Below are 14,614 nucleotides of genomic sequence, written 5' to 3'. Positions count from 1 at the left end.
AGTACTCATCGCTGGGTACTCATCGGGTTTCCATCAGATTTCTGACCCGCTTTCAGGTTGGACGGTTTTGGGTTCGTTCCCGGTCGGAACGTCCCCAAGTGCCTTAAACCAACGCTCAACGTCGATTATTCCTACGGAACCCCTGAAGGCCCGCGGAAAACCCGAACGTTTCACTGCCAATCTCAGGCATGCCGTGTCGGGGTGCAACCAGGCACCCCTCCCAGGCATTCGGCGATCTTCGTCGACACGGACGGCATTTCCGCCTTCCATGCTGACACGGACCAACCGCAGCAGAACAGCCTGATCATCCCTTTTCCTGCATCCCACGCACGTCCGCTGGGGAACGTGCCTGGATACCCGGTTTCCCGATGCAGCGCCGGAAGCGGCTGAACGGGAGGCTGAGGGAGACCCGGCCTTGTACATTCTAGCGCCTTTCTTGCCCGGCGCCGCATCCTCTTCCGGCACCGTCGGCCTAGGAAGCCTTCGAGTCGGAAACGATGTCGATCCGCCAGCCGGTCAGCTTGGCTGCCAGACGGGCATTCTGCCCTTCCTTGCCGATGGCCAGGGAAAGCTGGTAGTCGGGAACCACTACGCGTGCGGAACGCATTTCCTCATCCGTGATGGTCACGGAATTCACGCGCGACGGCGAGAGCGAATTGGCGATGAAGGTCGCCGGATCCTCGCTGAAGTCCACAATGTCGATTTTCTCGTCATGCAGTTCGTTCATGACGGCACGCACACGCGAGCCCATTTCTCCGATGCAGGCGCCCTTGGCGTTGATGCCCGGGACGTTGGCCTTGACCGCAATCTTGGAGCGGTGGCCGGCCTCGCGGGCCAGGGCCACGATCTCCACGCTGCCGTCCGCGATTTCCGGAACTTCCAGTTCGAAGAGCTTGCGGACCAGGCCCGGGTGGGACCGTGAGAGCGTGATGGACGGGCCCTTGAAGCCGCGGCGCACGTCCACGACGAAGGCGCGCAGGCGGGAACCGTGGGTGTACTTCTCCCCCGGCACCTGCTCGGGCGGAGGCAGCAGTGCCTCGACCGAGCCCAGGTTGACCTGGATCATGTGCGGGTTGTTGCCCTGCTGGATCTGGCCGGAGACCAGTTCCCCTTCGCGGCCCTTGAACTCGCCGAGGATGTTGTCATCCTCGACGTCGCGCAGCTTCTGCAGGATGATCTGCCGCGCGGTGCTGGCGGCAATGCGGCCGAAGCCGGCAGGAGTGTCGTCGAACTCCCCCATCTCCTCGCCGTCGTCGTCAAGCTCCTTGGCCCAAATGGTGACGTGGCCGGTTTTCCGGTCCAGTTCCGCCCGCGCCTGATCCTGCGCGCCGTTGGTCTTGTGGTAGGCAACCAGCAGAGCCTGCTCAATGGTCGGCACGAGCAGATCCAGGGGGATCTCCCGTTCGCGTTCCAGCAGCCTCAGCGCACTCATATCAATTTCCATCTAGGCCTCCTCAGCTGTGGTTTCGTCATCCGGGGCGTCCTCGCCGGCCGGGTCGTCTTCAAGGTGGGCGAATTCAACTTCCACGCGCCCCTTGCGGATGGTGCCGAATGCCAGATGGACGGGGTCCCCCTGCTTGGCCTTCATCCCCTTCTTGACCGGAAGTTCCGGTATTAGCGTGATGCCGTCATCGTCGACGGAGACGAGCCGTCCCATGACGTCGTCCCCGCGCTCCACGGACACGGACACCATGCGGCCCGTGTTGCGTCGCCAGTGGCGCCGCTCGGTCAGGGGACGGGAAACCCCGGGGGATGAAACCTCGAGGTTGTAAGGACGTCCGTCATCGCCCGGATCGTTGTCCATTGCGTCGGAAATCACCTGCGCCGCGGCCGCAATCCGGTCCAGGCTGACGCCTCCGGACTGGTCCTCCGGGAGATCGACAATCACGTGGACGGTGCGGTGGGCACCGGCCAGTTTGATCTCGATGTCTTCCAGGAACAGATCCTGCATCTCTACCGTGGGGGCCAGGTAACTCTTCAGCCGCTGCGTTTCCGCGGCTACTTCTGCACGCATCGCATTCCTGCGGTAATCCGACGACGTGTCTTTTTTGGGGTTGGGCCGAACCGCCATGCTGCCTCCCACTAGATGTTGTTGTAGTCCTAGACTACCGACATTCCCGGCCCCCCGAGGCATCGATGCAGATCAGGGCACGTTCGTGACATCATCGATTGTTGTGGACGCGCCTTCGAACAATCCCGGATCCGGGCCCGTGACTGCCCGCCCGCGGGGGCGTCTGGCAGCGCGTGCGCGCCGCCTTGTGTTGTTCCTCGCATTGGGAGCGGTGGTCCTCAGCTTCGGATTGGTGGCCGGCAGCTCCGGCGCCTCGGACCCCGCCCCCACCTTCTCCGAGACCGCTCTGGCCGACGCGCGGGCAGCTGCCCGGAACCTGGCCGCAGAGGCGCAGGCGCTGGCCGGCGAAGGGCAGGATCCCCTGGCGACCGAGCTTCGGCAGCAGGCAGAGGGGCTGCGCACCCAGGCGGCACTCCTGGCTGACACCGGGCAGGCTCAGCGTTCGTCTGCGGCTGCAGGCGGTGGTGCGCGAACCGCGGACGCGGCAGATCCGCAGACTCCGGAGTATCTGCAGGAGCTGGCCGAATCTGCGGATGTCAACCTCCGCGCAGCGTGGCGGGCGGATCCCGGCACCGCGCGCCTGCTGGCCGCGGCCGGCGCGGCACAGCAGGTCTGGGCTGCACGTGGCGGCGCCCTTGCCGGTCCGGACCCGTCCGGTCCTGCCGGCGGGACCGGCGCGGCTGACCGGGGAGGTCCCGGCACCGCAGCGGCCGACGCCGGCGGGAACGTTCCGGGCGCCGGTGCCGACTCACCGGAATGCCCGGACGGTGCCGTACCGGGAGCCGAGCCGGGAGACGAGCCTGGCACCCAGCCCGCCCAGAGCTCCGCAGCGGCGGCACCCTCCGGCACCGGTGCGGGAGCGGCAGAATTCCCCGCAGCCGCGCCGGATGCCGCCGCTGCCCTCAGGGCCGCAGTCGATGCGGAGTTCGGAACCGCCTATGCGTACGAGGTGGCCCTGGCGCAGGTTCGTCCCCCGGAAGCAGAGCGGACTCAGTGGCAAACACGCGTTGCCGAGCATGAATCCCGGGGCGCGGACGCCGTCGCGTACCTGCCCGGCCTGTGCCTGCCCGCCGTGGCTCCCGTTGCCGGCTACCGCCTGGAGGCAGCTTTCCTGCAGGACCCCGCCGCCGGCCTGCCCGCACTGGAACAGCAGTTCCCGGCGGTCTACGCTGACCTGGTGGCGCTGTCCGAAGGCGGGCTCCGCAGCTGGGCAATCGGCCGGCTGGCCGCCGTCACGAACGAACTGTATCTGCAGGCGGACACCGTCCCCGCGGCTCCCGGGCTTGCTGCCGTCCCGGATGATCTGCCGTGGAACTGATCCCCGCCGGTTCCGGCGGGACCGGCCTGCCGCCGCAACCGTAACTGCTACCCCCTAGGAGAAGTGCATGGCACCCGCCGTCGTCGTACCCGAGGCCCTGCGCCGGCGCTATCTCGGCACCCGCAGCGGGCGTACCTGGCTGGCCGGACTGCCGGAGCTGGTGGATGCCAGCCTGACGGCCTTCGGGGTCATGCCCGATCCTCCCGGTGCGGCGCCCTGGCACGGCCATGGAGCCTTGGTGCTGCCGGTCCGCTTTCCGGATCGGGCCCCGGCCGTGTTGAAATTCCCGTTTCCCCATCCCGAGGCCGCCACCGAGACGGCGGCACTGACCCTGTGGGACGGCGGGGCTGCGGTGCGGCTGTTGGACCGGGACGCTGCGGGCACCTGCCTGGTCCTGGAACGCCTGGACCCGGACCGCACGCTGCTGACCGTGGACCTGCCCGACGCCGTGCGGATCTGGGGCTCCCTGGTCCGCAGGCTGAGCCTGCGCGAATCCGACTCGCCCCAGTGGGCGGCCGTCCCCTCCCTGGCGGAGCACGCCGAACAGCTTTCGGACGAACTGCCTTCGGAGTGGGAAGCGCTGGGGCGCCCGTTTGAACGGTGGCTGCTGGAGGCGGCGCTTCAGGTCTGCCAGACCCGCGGTGCGGTGGGACGGCGGTCGGCCCGCGACGTTCTGGTGCATGCGGACCTGCACTATGCCAACATCCTGGCCCGTCCCGGGGTCCCCGGCGGCTACGCGGCGATCGATCCGCAGGCGGTCTTTGGGGAGGCCGAGTACGCGGTGGCACCGATGCTGTGGAACCGTCTGGAGGATCTGGACCCCGCCGCTCCGGAGGAATCCCTGCTCGCACGGCTTACCGCCCTCTGCACTGCGGCGGACCTGGACCGGAACGCGGCGCGGGACTGGAGCATCCTGCGGGAGGTGGCGAATGCGCTCGACTACGCGCGTGTTGGCCGGCACGGGGACGCTCAGCGGTCCGTCTGGGTGGCCTCGGCGCTGACCGGGCGGCGGCATCCGGGCATCCCGCCGGTGGAGGAACTGCCTGCAGCCTAGCCGCGGATGTTCTCCACCCAGACGTCGTGGCCGAGCTTGACGATCAGTGCGGCAACGACCACCAGGAAGACGATGCGGATGAATTTGCTGCCCTGTTTCACGGCCATCCGGGCACCGAGATAGCCGCCGATCATATTGGCGAACCCGAGCACCAGGCCCAGTCCCCAGAGCAGCGACCCGTGCGGCAGGAAAAAGGCCAGGGCCCCGAGGTTGGTGGCCATGTTGACGATCTTGGCCTTGGCGCTGGCCGCAAGGAAGTTGTAGCCGAGCAGCGTCACCATGGCAATGATCAGGAACGAGCCGGTTCCGGGGCCGATCAGCCCGTCATAGAAACCGATCACCAGGCCGATGCCCGCTGCCGTGCCGTAGTGCCGGCGGCCGGTGTGGCGCAGCTGGGTCAGCTCGCCGACCGTGGGTTTGGTGGCGGTGAACACGGCCACCGCCACCAGGGCCACCACTATGACCGGCTTGAAGACCGACGACGGCAGCGACGCCGCGATGACGGCTCCGCCGAAGCTGCCCGCCAGCGCGATCACGGCCATCGGCAGCGCCGTGCGTAGATCCGGATGGGCCCGCCGGTAATAGGTGACGGCACTGGTGGTGGTACCGAAGATAGAGCCCATTTTGTTGGTGGCCAGGGCCTGGACCGGGCTGATCCCGGGCACGAGGAGCAAAGCCGGAAGCTGGATCAGCCCCCCGCCGCCGACGACGGCATCCACCCAGCCGGCGGCCAGGCCTGCCACCACCACAAGCGCGATGGTGGCAAGCGTGACATCCTCGAGACCGGAGACCATGGAAGGTTACTGCTGGACGGCGCGGCGCACGTACTCCACCGCTTCGGCGACGGGTACGTTCTCGGCAACACCGGTGGCGCGGTCCTTGATTTCCACGACGCCGTCCGCGAGGCCGCGGCCGACCACCAGGATGGTGGGGACACCGATCAATTCGGCGTCGCCGAACTTCACGCCCGGGGAGACCTTGGGGCGGTCGTCATAGATGACTTCCAGTCCGGCAGCCTCAAGTTCCCCCGAGAGCTGTGCGGCGGCGTCGAAAATCTCCGCGCCGCGGCCGGTGGCAACCACGTGGACATCAGCCGGGGCGACGGCGCGGGGCCAGATGATCCCCTTGTCATCGTGGTGTGACTCGGCGAGGGCGGCAACGGCGCGGGTCACGCCGACGCCGTAGGAGCCCATGGTCACGGTGGCCAGCTTGCCGTTCTTGTCCAGGACCTTCAGGCCCAGGGCTTCGGCGTACTTGCGGCCGAGCTGGAAGATGTGGCCCATTTCGATGCCGCGGGCGGCCTCGAGCGGACCGGATCCGTCCGGGGCCTCGTCGCCTTCGCGGACCTCGACGGCCTCGATGGTTCCATCCCAGGTGAAGTCGCGGCCGGCGATGAGGCCGATGACGTGCTTGCCGGGCTCATTCGCGCCGGTGATCCAGCTGGTGCCGGAAACCACGCGGGGATCCACCAGGTACAGCAGGCCGGTGGCGGATTCCTCACCCAGGACGGGTTCCTCCACGGACAGGCCCGGGCCGATGTAACCCTTGACCAGTCCGGGGTGCTTCTTGAGGTCCTCGTCCGTGGCGGCGTCCACTGCCAGCTCGCCGCCCATTCCCACATGGGAGCTGATGTTGGCTTCGATGCGCTTGAGGTCGACGGCGCGGTCACCCGGAACGCCGACCACCACGATCCGCCGTTCCCCGGTGGGCAGGGTGACGGCGAGCACCACGTTCTTCAGGGTGTCTGCAGCAGTCCAGCTGCCCGATTCGCGCGGGAACCGGGCGTTGACGTCGTTGACCAGGGTGTCGATGGTCGGGGTGTCGGGAGTGTCCACCACGCGGGCATCAGGTGCGCCGGTGTAGTCGATCTCGGCGGGAACCACGGTGGTGACGGCTTCGACGTTGGCGGCGTAGCCTCCGGCCGAGCGCACATAGGTGTCCTCGCCGACCTCCATCGGGTGCAGGAATTCCTCGCTCTTGGACCCGCCCATGGCGCCGGATACTGCCGAGACGACGACGATTTCCAGGCCCAGGCGCTCGAAGATGCGCAGGTAGGCGCCGCGGTGCGCCTGATAGCTGGCGTCCAGGCCTTCATCATCAATGTCGAAGGAGTAGGAATCCTTCATGATGAATTCGCGGCCGCGGAGCAGCCCGGCGCGCGGCCGCGCCTCGTCACGGTACTTGGTCTGGATCTGGAACAGGGACACCGGGAGGTCCTTGTAGGAGCTGTAGAGATCCTTGACCAGGAGGGTGAACATCTCCTCGTGGGTCGGTGCCAGCAGGTAGTCCGCTCCCTTGCGGTCCTGCAGGCGGAACAGGTTCTCGCCGTATTCGGTCCAGCGGTTGGAGATTTCATACGGCTCGCGCGGCAGCAGTGCGGGGAAGTGGACTTCCTGCGCGCCAATGGCGGCCATTTCCTCACGGATGATGTTCTCCACCTTGCCCAGCACCCGCAGGCCCAGCGGCAGCCAGGAGTAGATGCCCGGGGCGGCGCGGCGGATGTAGCCGGCACGGACCAGGAGCCGGTGGCTGGCGACGTCGGCGTCGGCCGGGTCTTCGCGCAGGGTGCGCAGGAAAAGGGTGGAAAGTCGAAGGACCACGCTGGGAATCCGTTTCTGCAGCCACTCGGCTGCATCTGCAAGGAATGTATTCCCTACTAATCTAACGCGCCCCGGTCCGGATGCCGGACAGGGGCGTACGACGACGGCGGGGCCGGACCCGCGCTGCAGGTCCGGCCCCGCCCCGGGGTACGGGCGGTAGCGGGCTACTTCTTTTCCAGTTCCGCCAGAATCTCGTTGATGAGTTCCTCGGCAGCGGCAACCGCCCCGTCGGAGTCCGCCGGGTTGGTCATGCTGACGCTGATGTTGGTGGTGCCCGAGAAACCGCTGATCTGATAGCCCTCCAGCACCTCGGCCCCCGTCGTCACCACCGAACTGTATGCTTCCGTGGTTTCGGCATCCGTGGACGCCTCAACCGTCTTGCCGGTGGCCGAGGACACCTGTCCGTCGACTTCCATCTGGAATTCCGCGCACTGGTCCACCTGTTTGGCGTTGCTTTCGATCTGGCCCTCGATGAATGAGGCGTCCTCATAGCTGAGGATGGTCACGGCATCGGTCTGGTTGAGCTGCATGACTGCCACGTTGGCGCTGTCGACCTTCTCAGCCAGATTGTTGGTCACCAGGTCGCCGCAGACCTCGGGCGTGATGACAATGTTCTGGAGCGCGTCCGCCGTCCGCTCCAGCTGCGGCCGCAGGCTTGCGTCATTGACCACCAGTCCGGTCATGCCGCGTTCGTCCCTGACCGCGGTAAGGGCAGTTTCCAGGTCGGCGGCGGAATACTGCTGAGCTTCCGCAGTCGGGGTGGGCGTGGCGGACGCGGCCGTGGTTTCAGCAGCTGCGGGTGCCTGCTCGCCCTCGGAGCTGCCGCAGCCCGACAGTGCGATGACGCCTGCGACGAGGAGTGCGCCGGCTTTGACGGTGTTCTTCATGGTTCCCCCAGTGTTGGATGTTCTGCAGTTCTCGTGAGACGCAGTGGTGGTACGGCAGCCCGTCTGCCTCTGTGTGCCGCGGGCCTTCCGTCCGGTTATTTCTTGTCCAGCGCGGCGAGGACCGCGTTGACGGCTTCTTCCCCGTCTGCGACCGCCCCGTCAACGTCTGCCGGATCGAACAGGGTCGCGCTGACCTGGACGGTGCCGGAGATGCCCATGACGTGGACGGCGGTGCCCTGCGAGTCCATCGCGCCGATGGTTGTCCGGTACGCCTGGGTGACCGGCGCTTCGGTGGAGGCGTCAATCTTCTCCAGCGATGCGTTGATCTGCCCCATGCCGTTATCCATCTGGAATTCGGCGCAGTCCGTCAGTGCCTGTCCGCTGGCGTCGACCTGCTCCTCGAGGACTGAGGCGTCTTTATAGCTGACCAGTGTCACGACGTCGGAGTCATTGAGCCCGCCGAAGGCGAGGTTGCCGTCCTGGATCTTCCGGTCGAAGGTGGAGGAAAGCAGGGCTGCGCACTGTTCGGGCTTGATGGTGAGGTCCTTGTAGGAGGATTCCTCAAACTGCGGCCGCAGCATCCCGTCGTTTTCGATGTCGCCCGTCACCACCCCGTCCTCCCGGGCGGCCTTGAGCGCATCTTCGAGCTCATCCGCTGAATACTGGTTCTGGCCGACGGCGAGGGTGGGCGTCGGTGAGGACGTCTCTCCCTCCGCGGAGCCGGACGTTCCTTCCGAGCTGCCGCAGCCCGACAGGGCAATAACGCCGGCTACCAACAGGGCGCCTGCCTTGATGCTGTTCTTCACTAGTCCCCCAAATATGAATAATCCGCTGGGCTCCGCCGCGGCCGCGGCGGTCAGCCTGCCGGCAGCAGTGGTGCCATGACTCCCGGGTAGGAAGTTCACTGAGCATCCTATCGGTGTGGTCCTGCTCACCCTAAACCGCTGCCGGCCCCGATCCGGTCCAGTACCGCTTCAAGGATGGCTGCGGCCCAACGCACGCTTTCCTGGGGATCCACCTCATAAAGGGTGATCTGCGCTGAATTCGTCCCGGACCAGGCCGTCAGGACCAGGGACGTCTGCGTGGCGCCGTCCACGGTTTGGCGGGTGACGTAGGCCTGGGAAGCATCACCGAGCGGCGGCATGTCCACCGCTTCCGTGGCCGAGGACACCGTCCGGCCGTTGGCGGTCAGAGTGAACTCGGGGCAGGCCGACAGCTGCCGTATGCTCGCCTCGATTTCGTCCGCAACCGGCTCCTCGTCCGGCCAGCTCAGGACGGAGATGCTGTCCTGTACCCGCGGTGCGTTGCCGGGAACCACCATGGCGGCCATGCTGGCCTCGCGTACGGCCCTCGTCGGGTCCGTGCCCTCGGTGGGGTTGCAGGGGGTGTATTCGACGCCCTTGAGGGCTTCCGCACTCTGCATCGTGGATGCCTTCAGCTGCGCTTCCTCCACTACCGTGCCGCTCATGTTGAGGTCGGTTTTCAACCCCTCCAGGGCGGCAGCCAGCTCCGCGCTGCTGCGGGTTCCCTGCCCGGCGGCGGTGCCCTGGGAGACCGCGGTCGACGGCGACGGCCGGGCGGAGTTCGACGCGTGCGGGGAGTCCGACGGCGTGGGGCCAGTGCTGTTCGCGCCGGCAGGTTTGTCCTCTCCCCCGCACCCGGAAAGGAGCACGGCCAGCGCCAGGCCGATGCCGATGGCTCCCGCCCGCAGGTGCCCGCTCTCCGCCCGTGCGGAACGGAGCCGTGCAGAACATGGACGCGCTGAACCATTCGGCCCGGTGCTGAAGATAGCCATGGGAATCCCCCAACGTCGACGTCGGCGGACAGGTTCCTGTCCGTTCCTTCGCAGCGGCACAGGGGCATCCGGCGGCGGCCGGACCGCAGCACACTGTGCTCCCCGTGCCTGTGCGCGTGCCCAGAGCCTACGGCATTCCCGGCGAAGCGGCGGCGGGTGCCGGCGCGGCACGCGTAGGGCCGGACCGGATGGCCTCAGACAGGACGGCTTAGAACAGGATGGTGGCGAAGGTGCCCACCTGCTCGAAGCCGACGGCCTCGTAGCTGGCACGGGCGGGCGCGTTATAGGAGTTGACGTACAGGCTGACGAGCGGAGCCACGTCCAGGGCGGCGGCCACAACGGCGGACATGTAGGACCGGCTCAGCCCCTGTCCGCGGTATTCGGGGTTCATCCACACCCCTTGGATCTGGACCGCCTGCGCTGAGACGGTGCCGAGTTCGGCTTTGAACACCACGCGTCCGGCGGCGTCGAAATCCACCAGCGACTGGCGGCGCTCGATCAGGCCCTTGACCCGCTGACGGTAGTGCCTGTCGCCGTTGGACACGGGCGAGTAGCCCACTTCCTCCTCGAACATGGCGGTACAGGCCGGGAGCAGCACGTCCAGTTCATCTACCCGGGCAGGACGCAGGCCCGGCGCCGGGGTGACCGTGGAGCGCCCGGCCATCTGCATCAGCGGCTGTTCGGGCCGGACGTCGAAGGGCTTGGGTGAAACGTCCCGGAGCTCGGACCAGATGGAGAGCACGGCCTCCGCGGGACCGAAAATGGAGGAGACGCGGCTGCGGGACCGGGCAAGATACCGCCCGACCTCGGGGCCGGCAGCGGCGTCGAGGCCAACCGGGACCACATTCACTCCGGCCCAGCAGGCGCCGGTGAGGGTGCCGCCGTCGAACACTCCGATCACCCGGCCGCCGGCCGAGGTGGGCGCCGCAGTCCGGGCGGCTTCCAGATGGGAGAGCATAAAAATGTTGGCCACCGGGTCGGCGGCGGCCAGGTCCCAGAGTGCGTCGGTGTCGCCGTCACCCAGGATCCGCAGCGCCGCACTGGAGGCGGCGCTGCGGATATCGGACTTAGCTGACGGTAACCATGGGGCCACCCGTCCCAGCATCCTCGCCATCGGGTTCTCCCATATCTTCTGCGATCCTCATCGCTTCTTCGATGAGGGTCTCCACAATCTGGTCCTCGGGGACGGTCTTGATGACCTCGCCCTTGACAAAAATCTGGCCTTTGCCGTTACCGGAGGCTACACCCAGGTCCGCTTCGCGTGCTTCACCGGGGCCGTTTACTACGCAGCCCATCACGGCAACGCGCAGCGGGATGGTCATGCCTTCCAGGCCTGCGGTGACCTGTTCGGCCAGCGTGTAGACATCCACCTGGGCGCGGCCGCAGGACGGGCAGGACACAATTTCGAGCTTGCGGGGACGCAGGTTCAGCGACTGCAGGATCTGGTTGCCCACCTTGACCTCCTCCACCGGCGGGGCGGAGAGGGAGACACGGATGGTGTCCCCGATGCCCTTGGACAGCAGTGCGCCAAAGGCAGTGGCGGACTTGATGGTGCCCTGGAACGCGGGACCGGCTTCGGTCACGCCCAGGTGCAGCGGCCAGTCGCCGCGTTCGGCCAGCAGTTCGTAGGCGCGGACCATGACCACCGGGTCATTGTGCTTGACCGAGATCTTGAAATCATGGAAGTCGTGCTCCTCGAAGAGGGACGCTTCCCAGACCGCGGATTCCACCAGTGCCTCCGGAGTGGCCTTGCCGTACTTGGCCAGCAGCCGCGGATCCAGGGAACCGGCGTTGACACCGATGCGGATGGACACGCCTGCGTCCTTGGCAGCATTGGCAATCTGCTTGACCTGGTCATCGAATTTGCGGATATTTCCGGGATTCACGCGAACGGCTGCGCAGCCGGCGTCGATAGCCGCGAAAACATACTTCGGCTGGAAGTGGATGTCCGCGATCACGGGAATCTGTGACTTCTTCGCGATGATCGGCAGCGCGGCCGCGTCGTCGGCGCTCGGGCAGGCAACCCGGACAATATCGCAGCCCGACGCCGTCAGTTCGGCGATCTGCTGCAGGGTTCCGTTGATGTCCGTGGTGGGGGTGGTGGTCATGGACTGAACGCTGATCGGCGAGTCCGAGCCAACTCCGACGGAGCCCACTTTGATCTGACGGGTTTTGCGTCGCGGCGCAAGCGTGGGCGGCGGTGCGGCTGGCATTCCAAGGTTGACCGAGGTCAAAACGTCCTCCATGTGCCGAAACGGCAGGTATTAGGCTGTGAAACGCGCGCCAAAGAAACGCGCCCTTCCTATTATCACCCCGGCCCGGGCAGGGACTGCCGGGGCCGGGCGAATATCACTGTGGGCTTAGAACGTCCGGCTACGAGAGGTCGGAGAAGGCTCCGAGGGCGGGTTTCCATGCCGTGGTCTTCATGCCCGAGATGGCACCTACGGCGGCAAACGGGTCCTGCTTCAGCAGGGCGATCAAACCGGTTTCATCCTCGGCCACGAACAGGAGCAGCGCACCCGCGCCGTCGGCGAACGCCCCAGCGGAAAGGCAATGGCCCTCGTCCACGAGCTGCTGCAGCCACTGGCGGTGCGCGGGACGGTGCTCGTTGCGGAGTTCGGCGGAATCGGCGTCGTAGACATACTCAACTGCGAAAATACTCATGCCCTCCAGCGTACGTGATGCCCGGGCCACGGCCGTAAGAGGCTGACGGCTACAGCAGGTACAGCCGGACGGGAACCGCCACCGCCGCTGCCCACAGCATGGACGTGAGCGTGCCGATGATGAAGCGCTCCGCGGCCGCGGGGGTTTCCTTCAGCTCGGCATACCGGCCCAGGCCTTTGACGGCGACGACGTAGGCAATTGCCACCGGCTCGTCGGCGAGGATTGATGCCGCCACCGCGAGGCGTTCCAGTATGCCGATCGCCAGCCCGCCACGGAGCACGGCGGGCGGCGGCGGAGGCGGATTCCCCACGTCACGCGCAATTCGAAGCACACCGGCGGTCACCGGCCAGCCGAGCAGCGCTGCCGCCAGCAGTCCGAGCACAACCCAAAGGAAAGCCACTACCGATCCCCCTCCGTATTTCCGCTGTGCGTCCCGCTGTTCGTCCCGGCCGCTGCGGCAAGGCTCTCCGCGCGCTCCAGCAGTACCGCCGCAGCAGGCCGGGCGGCCCATTCCTCCTGCCAGCCGGCCCGGCGAACCGCCTTACTGACCGCCTGCGAACTGATGACGAGCTTACGGGCAGCTTCGGTCTGGGTTCCCCATTTGCCGGGTTCGACGTGTTGCAGGATCCGCCATTCGGCGTCGGTCCGCTCAGTGATCAGCCGTCCGAGAAGGACCAGGACGGCCTCCGCCTCCGGCGCACCGGCTGAACCCGCTACGGCAACGGGCGGCCTGTCCCCCGTCTTTTTGGCCCGGTCCACGGCCTGGCGTGCTGCAACGAAAGCGGACCCGCCTGCCTCGCGGGGGCTGCGCGGCAAGGGTTCGTGGACGTCGCCGACGCCGATCCCCACGTACCAGTTGCCGTCCCGCAGGACGCGGAGGGCAGCATCGACGGCGGTGTGGGCGGAGGCGCAGACGCCCTGGATTTCATCACCCACTGACCGTTCGAACGCCAGCACCATGGGCAGGTCCGCCAGGGCATGGAGAAGATCCGGAACCTTATCTCCACTGCCTTGGCTGTTGCGCTGATCGATGGTGAGGACAAACATTTTGCAACCGTAAGGGTTTGTAAACTGATTTGCAACCGATATTGGATGCATCTCGAATTGCAACCAACCGACGGTGAACCACAGAACCCGGAGAAACCGGGTGCCGCAGACCCCTAGCCATGCGCCGGTATTCATGTTTCATTACTACTATGACGAGAATTCAGGCACAGCAAGACGCCCAGCTCGTCCGCGCTGCCCTTCCCCTGCTGACCCTGACCCTGATCGGCAGGGAGGAATCGTACGGCTACCAGCTCATTGAACGGCTGGCGGACTACGGGCTGGAAGTGACCACCGGACTTATCTATCCGCTGCTGAACCGTTTTGAGCGGGACGGCCTCGTCAGCACCAGGATGGTTGCCTCCTCGAGCGGGCCGCCAAGGAAATACTTTGCACTCACGGTAAGCGGAGAGGCTGCCAAGGTCTCTGCCGAAGGACAATGGCACCTTGTGTCCGCCGTGGTCCAGCAGGCCCTCACAAAGGAGCACGGTCAAAATGATTAACAGCAGCCTGCCGTCCGCGGCACCGCCGCGGCGTTCCCTGCCGGACCGATGGCGGACGGAAACCTACCTCCTGCGCTTTGACTTTCACCTCGAAGGAGTGGTGCCGGGCAGGGAACGCAGGGCGATCGTCCGCGAAGTGCGCCAGGCGCTGGCCGGCGACCCCAGGGACGCAGAAACGGCGCTCGATGATCTTGGGTCCCCGGCTTTCCTGGCACGGCAGTACGCCGAGGACGGTGCGCGGCGCCCCCTGTGGTCCATGGGAGCCGTCACTGCCGGTGCGGCACTGCTGGTCTACTGGATGGTGTTCCTGGCGTTCACCTTCGGAATGCTCGCTGCCGTCGAGTCAACGGACCTATCGGAGGCCCACGGCCGCTTGTTCTTCGTCGATGTCCTGGCATTCTCCGGACCCGACCGGGTCGGCATCGGGTGGACCAGTGAGTGGGCATGGCTCGTCGTGCCAGCCGCCGTCGTCCTGACGGCCTTCCTGCTGGGCGCCCGTGTCTGGCGGGTCACCCAGACCCGGCCGTAGCCCGGGCACGCCAGGTATCCGCCCTGGTTGAACAGGCTGACCGGCTTCACGATGTGCGCGTATGCACATCAGATTGCACCCAGATATGGGTTCACTTCCTGTTGCAGCCGTGTGGATTGCCGGCCCCCGCGCAGCACAGCATCCCACGA

Annotated in this window: 17 protein-coding genes; 4 read left to right on the top strand and 13 right to left on the bottom strand. The window is 66.6% G+C overall.

Features of this window, described 5'->3' with window-relative positions; genetic code table 11:
• Positions 1 to 33 precede the first annotated feature (33 nt).
• From GD627_RS14070 to GD627_RS14060, 3 genes are read right to left on the bottom strand one after another with little or no spacing between them, the layout of a single operon-like run.
• Positions 34 to 423: a YlxR family protein gene (locus GD627_RS14070; protein WP_146363750.1), complete on the bottom strand. Its 390-nt coding sequence runs from the start codon at positions 421 to 423 to the stop codon at positions 34 to 36.
• A 49-nt stretch (positions 424 to 472) separates the two neighbouring features.
• Positions 473 to 1,444, bottom strand: a complete 972-nt coding sequence (gene nusA, locus GD627_RS14065) for a transcription termination factor NusA (protein ID WP_152272993.1) — start codon at positions 1,442 to 1,444, stop codon at positions 473 to 475.
• Positions 1,445 to 2,071 carry a ribosome maturation factor RimP gene (locus GD627_RS14060; RefSeq protein ID WP_146363332.1) on the bottom strand — a complete coding sequence of 209 codons (627 nt, stop codon included), beginning with the start codon at positions 2,069 to 2,071 and terminating at the stop codon, positions 1,445 to 1,447. It lies immediately after the preceding gene.
• Positions 2,072 to 2,156: 85 nt separating this feature from the next.
• Between GD627_RS14060 and GD627_RS14055 the strand changes: the two genes are divergently transcribed.
• Positions 2,157 to 3,389 carry a DUF4439 domain-containing protein gene (locus tag GD627_RS14055; RefSeq protein ID WP_194266060.1) on the top strand — a complete coding sequence of 411 codons (1,233 nt, stop codon included), beginning with the start codon at positions 2,157 to 2,159 and terminating at the stop codon, positions 3,387 to 3,389.
• Between the two features lie 67 nt (positions 3,390 to 3,456).
• Entirely contained in the window at positions 3,457 to 4,443 is a 987-nt protein-coding gene (locus tag GD627_RS14050; RefSeq protein WP_152272991.1) for an aminoglycoside phosphotransferase family protein, read from the top strand.
• Here the strand turns inward: GD627_RS14050 and GD627_RS14045 are convergent.
• The 10 genes from GD627_RS14045 to GD627_RS14000 all read right to left on the bottom strand — a co-directional run bounded on the left by GD627_RS14045 (position 4,440) and on the right by GD627_RS14000 (position 13,436).
• Positions 4,440 to 5,237, bottom strand: a complete 798-nt coding sequence (locus GD627_RS14045) for a sulfite exporter TauE/SafE family protein (protein WP_152272990.1) — start codon at positions 5,235 to 5,237, stop codon at positions 4,440 to 4,442. The genes GD627_RS14050 and GD627_RS14045 overlap by 4 nt on opposite strands.
• A 6-nt stretch (positions 5,238 to 5,243) precedes the next feature.
• On the bottom strand, positions 5,244 to 7,043 hold the full coding sequence (locus tag GD627_RS14040; RefSeq protein WP_152272989.1) for a proline--tRNA ligase: 1,800 nt from the start codon (positions 7,041 to 7,043) through the stop codon (positions 5,244 to 5,246).
• Between the two features lie 164 nt (positions 7,044 to 7,207).
• Positions 7,208 to 7,930 (bottom strand): hypothetical protein, encoded by a 723-nt coding sequence (locus tag GD627_RS14035; protein WP_152272988.1) that lies wholly within the window; start codon positions 7,928 to 7,930, stop codon positions 7,208 to 7,210.
• A 95-nt stretch (positions 7,931 to 8,025) separates the two neighbouring features.
• Positions 8,026 to 8,736, bottom strand: coding sequence for a hypothetical protein (locus tag GD627_RS14030; RefSeq protein WP_152272987.1), 711 nt, complete (start codon positions 8,734 to 8,736; stop codon positions 8,026 to 8,028).
• 125 nt (positions 8,737 to 8,861) lie between these two features.
• The gene (locus GD627_RS14025) at positions 8,862 to 9,725 is read right to left on the bottom strand and encodes a hypothetical protein (RefSeq protein WP_152272986.1); all 864 of its coding nucleotides are present in this window, start codon (positions 9,723 to 9,725) and stop codon (positions 8,862 to 8,864) included.
• Positions 9,726 to 9,933: 208 nt separating this feature from the next.
• On the bottom strand, positions 9,934 to 10,818 hold the full coding sequence (locus GD627_RS14020) for a GNAT family N-acetyltransferase (protein WP_343032399.1): 885 nt from the start codon (positions 10,816 to 10,818) through the stop codon (positions 9,934 to 9,936).
• Positions 10,793 to 11,959: a flavodoxin-dependent (E)-4-hydroxy-3-methylbut-2-enyl-diphosphate synthase gene (ispG, locus tag GD627_RS14015; protein ID WP_146363344.1), complete on the bottom strand. Its 1,167-nt coding sequence runs from the start codon at positions 11,957 to 11,959 to the stop codon at positions 10,793 to 10,795. The genes GD627_RS14020 and ispG overlap by 26 nt, the downstream gene beginning before the upstream one ends.
• A gap of 139 nt (positions 11,960 to 12,098) precedes the next feature.
• A complete protein-coding gene (locus tag GD627_RS14010) occupies positions 12,099 to 12,389 on the bottom strand; it encodes a YciI family protein (RefSeq protein WP_152272985.1) in 291 nt (96 codons plus the stop codon).
• A 49-nt stretch (positions 12,390 to 12,438) separates the two neighbouring features.
• On the bottom strand, positions 12,439 to 12,789 hold the full coding sequence (locus GD627_RS14005) for a hypothetical protein (protein WP_152272984.1): 351 nt from the start codon (positions 12,787 to 12,789) through the stop codon (positions 12,439 to 12,441).
• Positions 12,789 to 13,436 (bottom strand): MarR family transcriptional regulator, encoded by a 648-nt coding sequence (locus GD627_RS14000; protein ID WP_152272983.1) that lies wholly within the window; start codon positions 13,434 to 13,436, stop codon positions 12,789 to 12,791. Before GD627_RS14000 ends, GD627_RS14005 begins: the two co-directional genes overlap by 1 nt.
• Positions 13,437 to 13,585: 149 nt before the next feature.
• On the opposite strand from GD627_RS14000, the gene GD627_RS13995 reads away from it, so the two are divergent.
• Both GD627_RS13995 and GD627_RS13990 read left to right on the top strand, forming a co-directional pair.
• The gene (locus tag GD627_RS13995) at positions 13,586 to 13,936 is read left to right on the top strand and encodes a PadR family transcriptional regulator (protein ID WP_152272982.1); all 351 of its coding nucleotides are present in this window, start codon (positions 13,586 to 13,588) and stop codon (positions 13,934 to 13,936) included.
• The gene (locus GD627_RS13990) at positions 13,929 to 14,465 is read left to right on the top strand and encodes a hypothetical protein (RefSeq protein ID WP_152272981.1); all 537 of its coding nucleotides are present in this window, start codon (positions 13,929 to 13,931) and stop codon (positions 14,463 to 14,465) included. Before GD627_RS13995 ends, GD627_RS13990 begins: the two co-directional genes overlap by 8 nt.
• Positions 14,466 to 14,614 lie beyond the last annotated feature (149 nt).

The organism is Arthrobacter yangruifuii, assembly GCF_009192775.1.
GTDB classification, from domain to species: domain Bacteria; phylum Actinomycetota; class Actinomycetes; order Actinomycetales; family Micrococcaceae; genus Arthrobacter_B; species Arthrobacter_B yangruifuii.
Note: the sequence above shows the minus strand (reverse complement) of the source record. Positions and strands in the feature narration are given on the sequence as shown.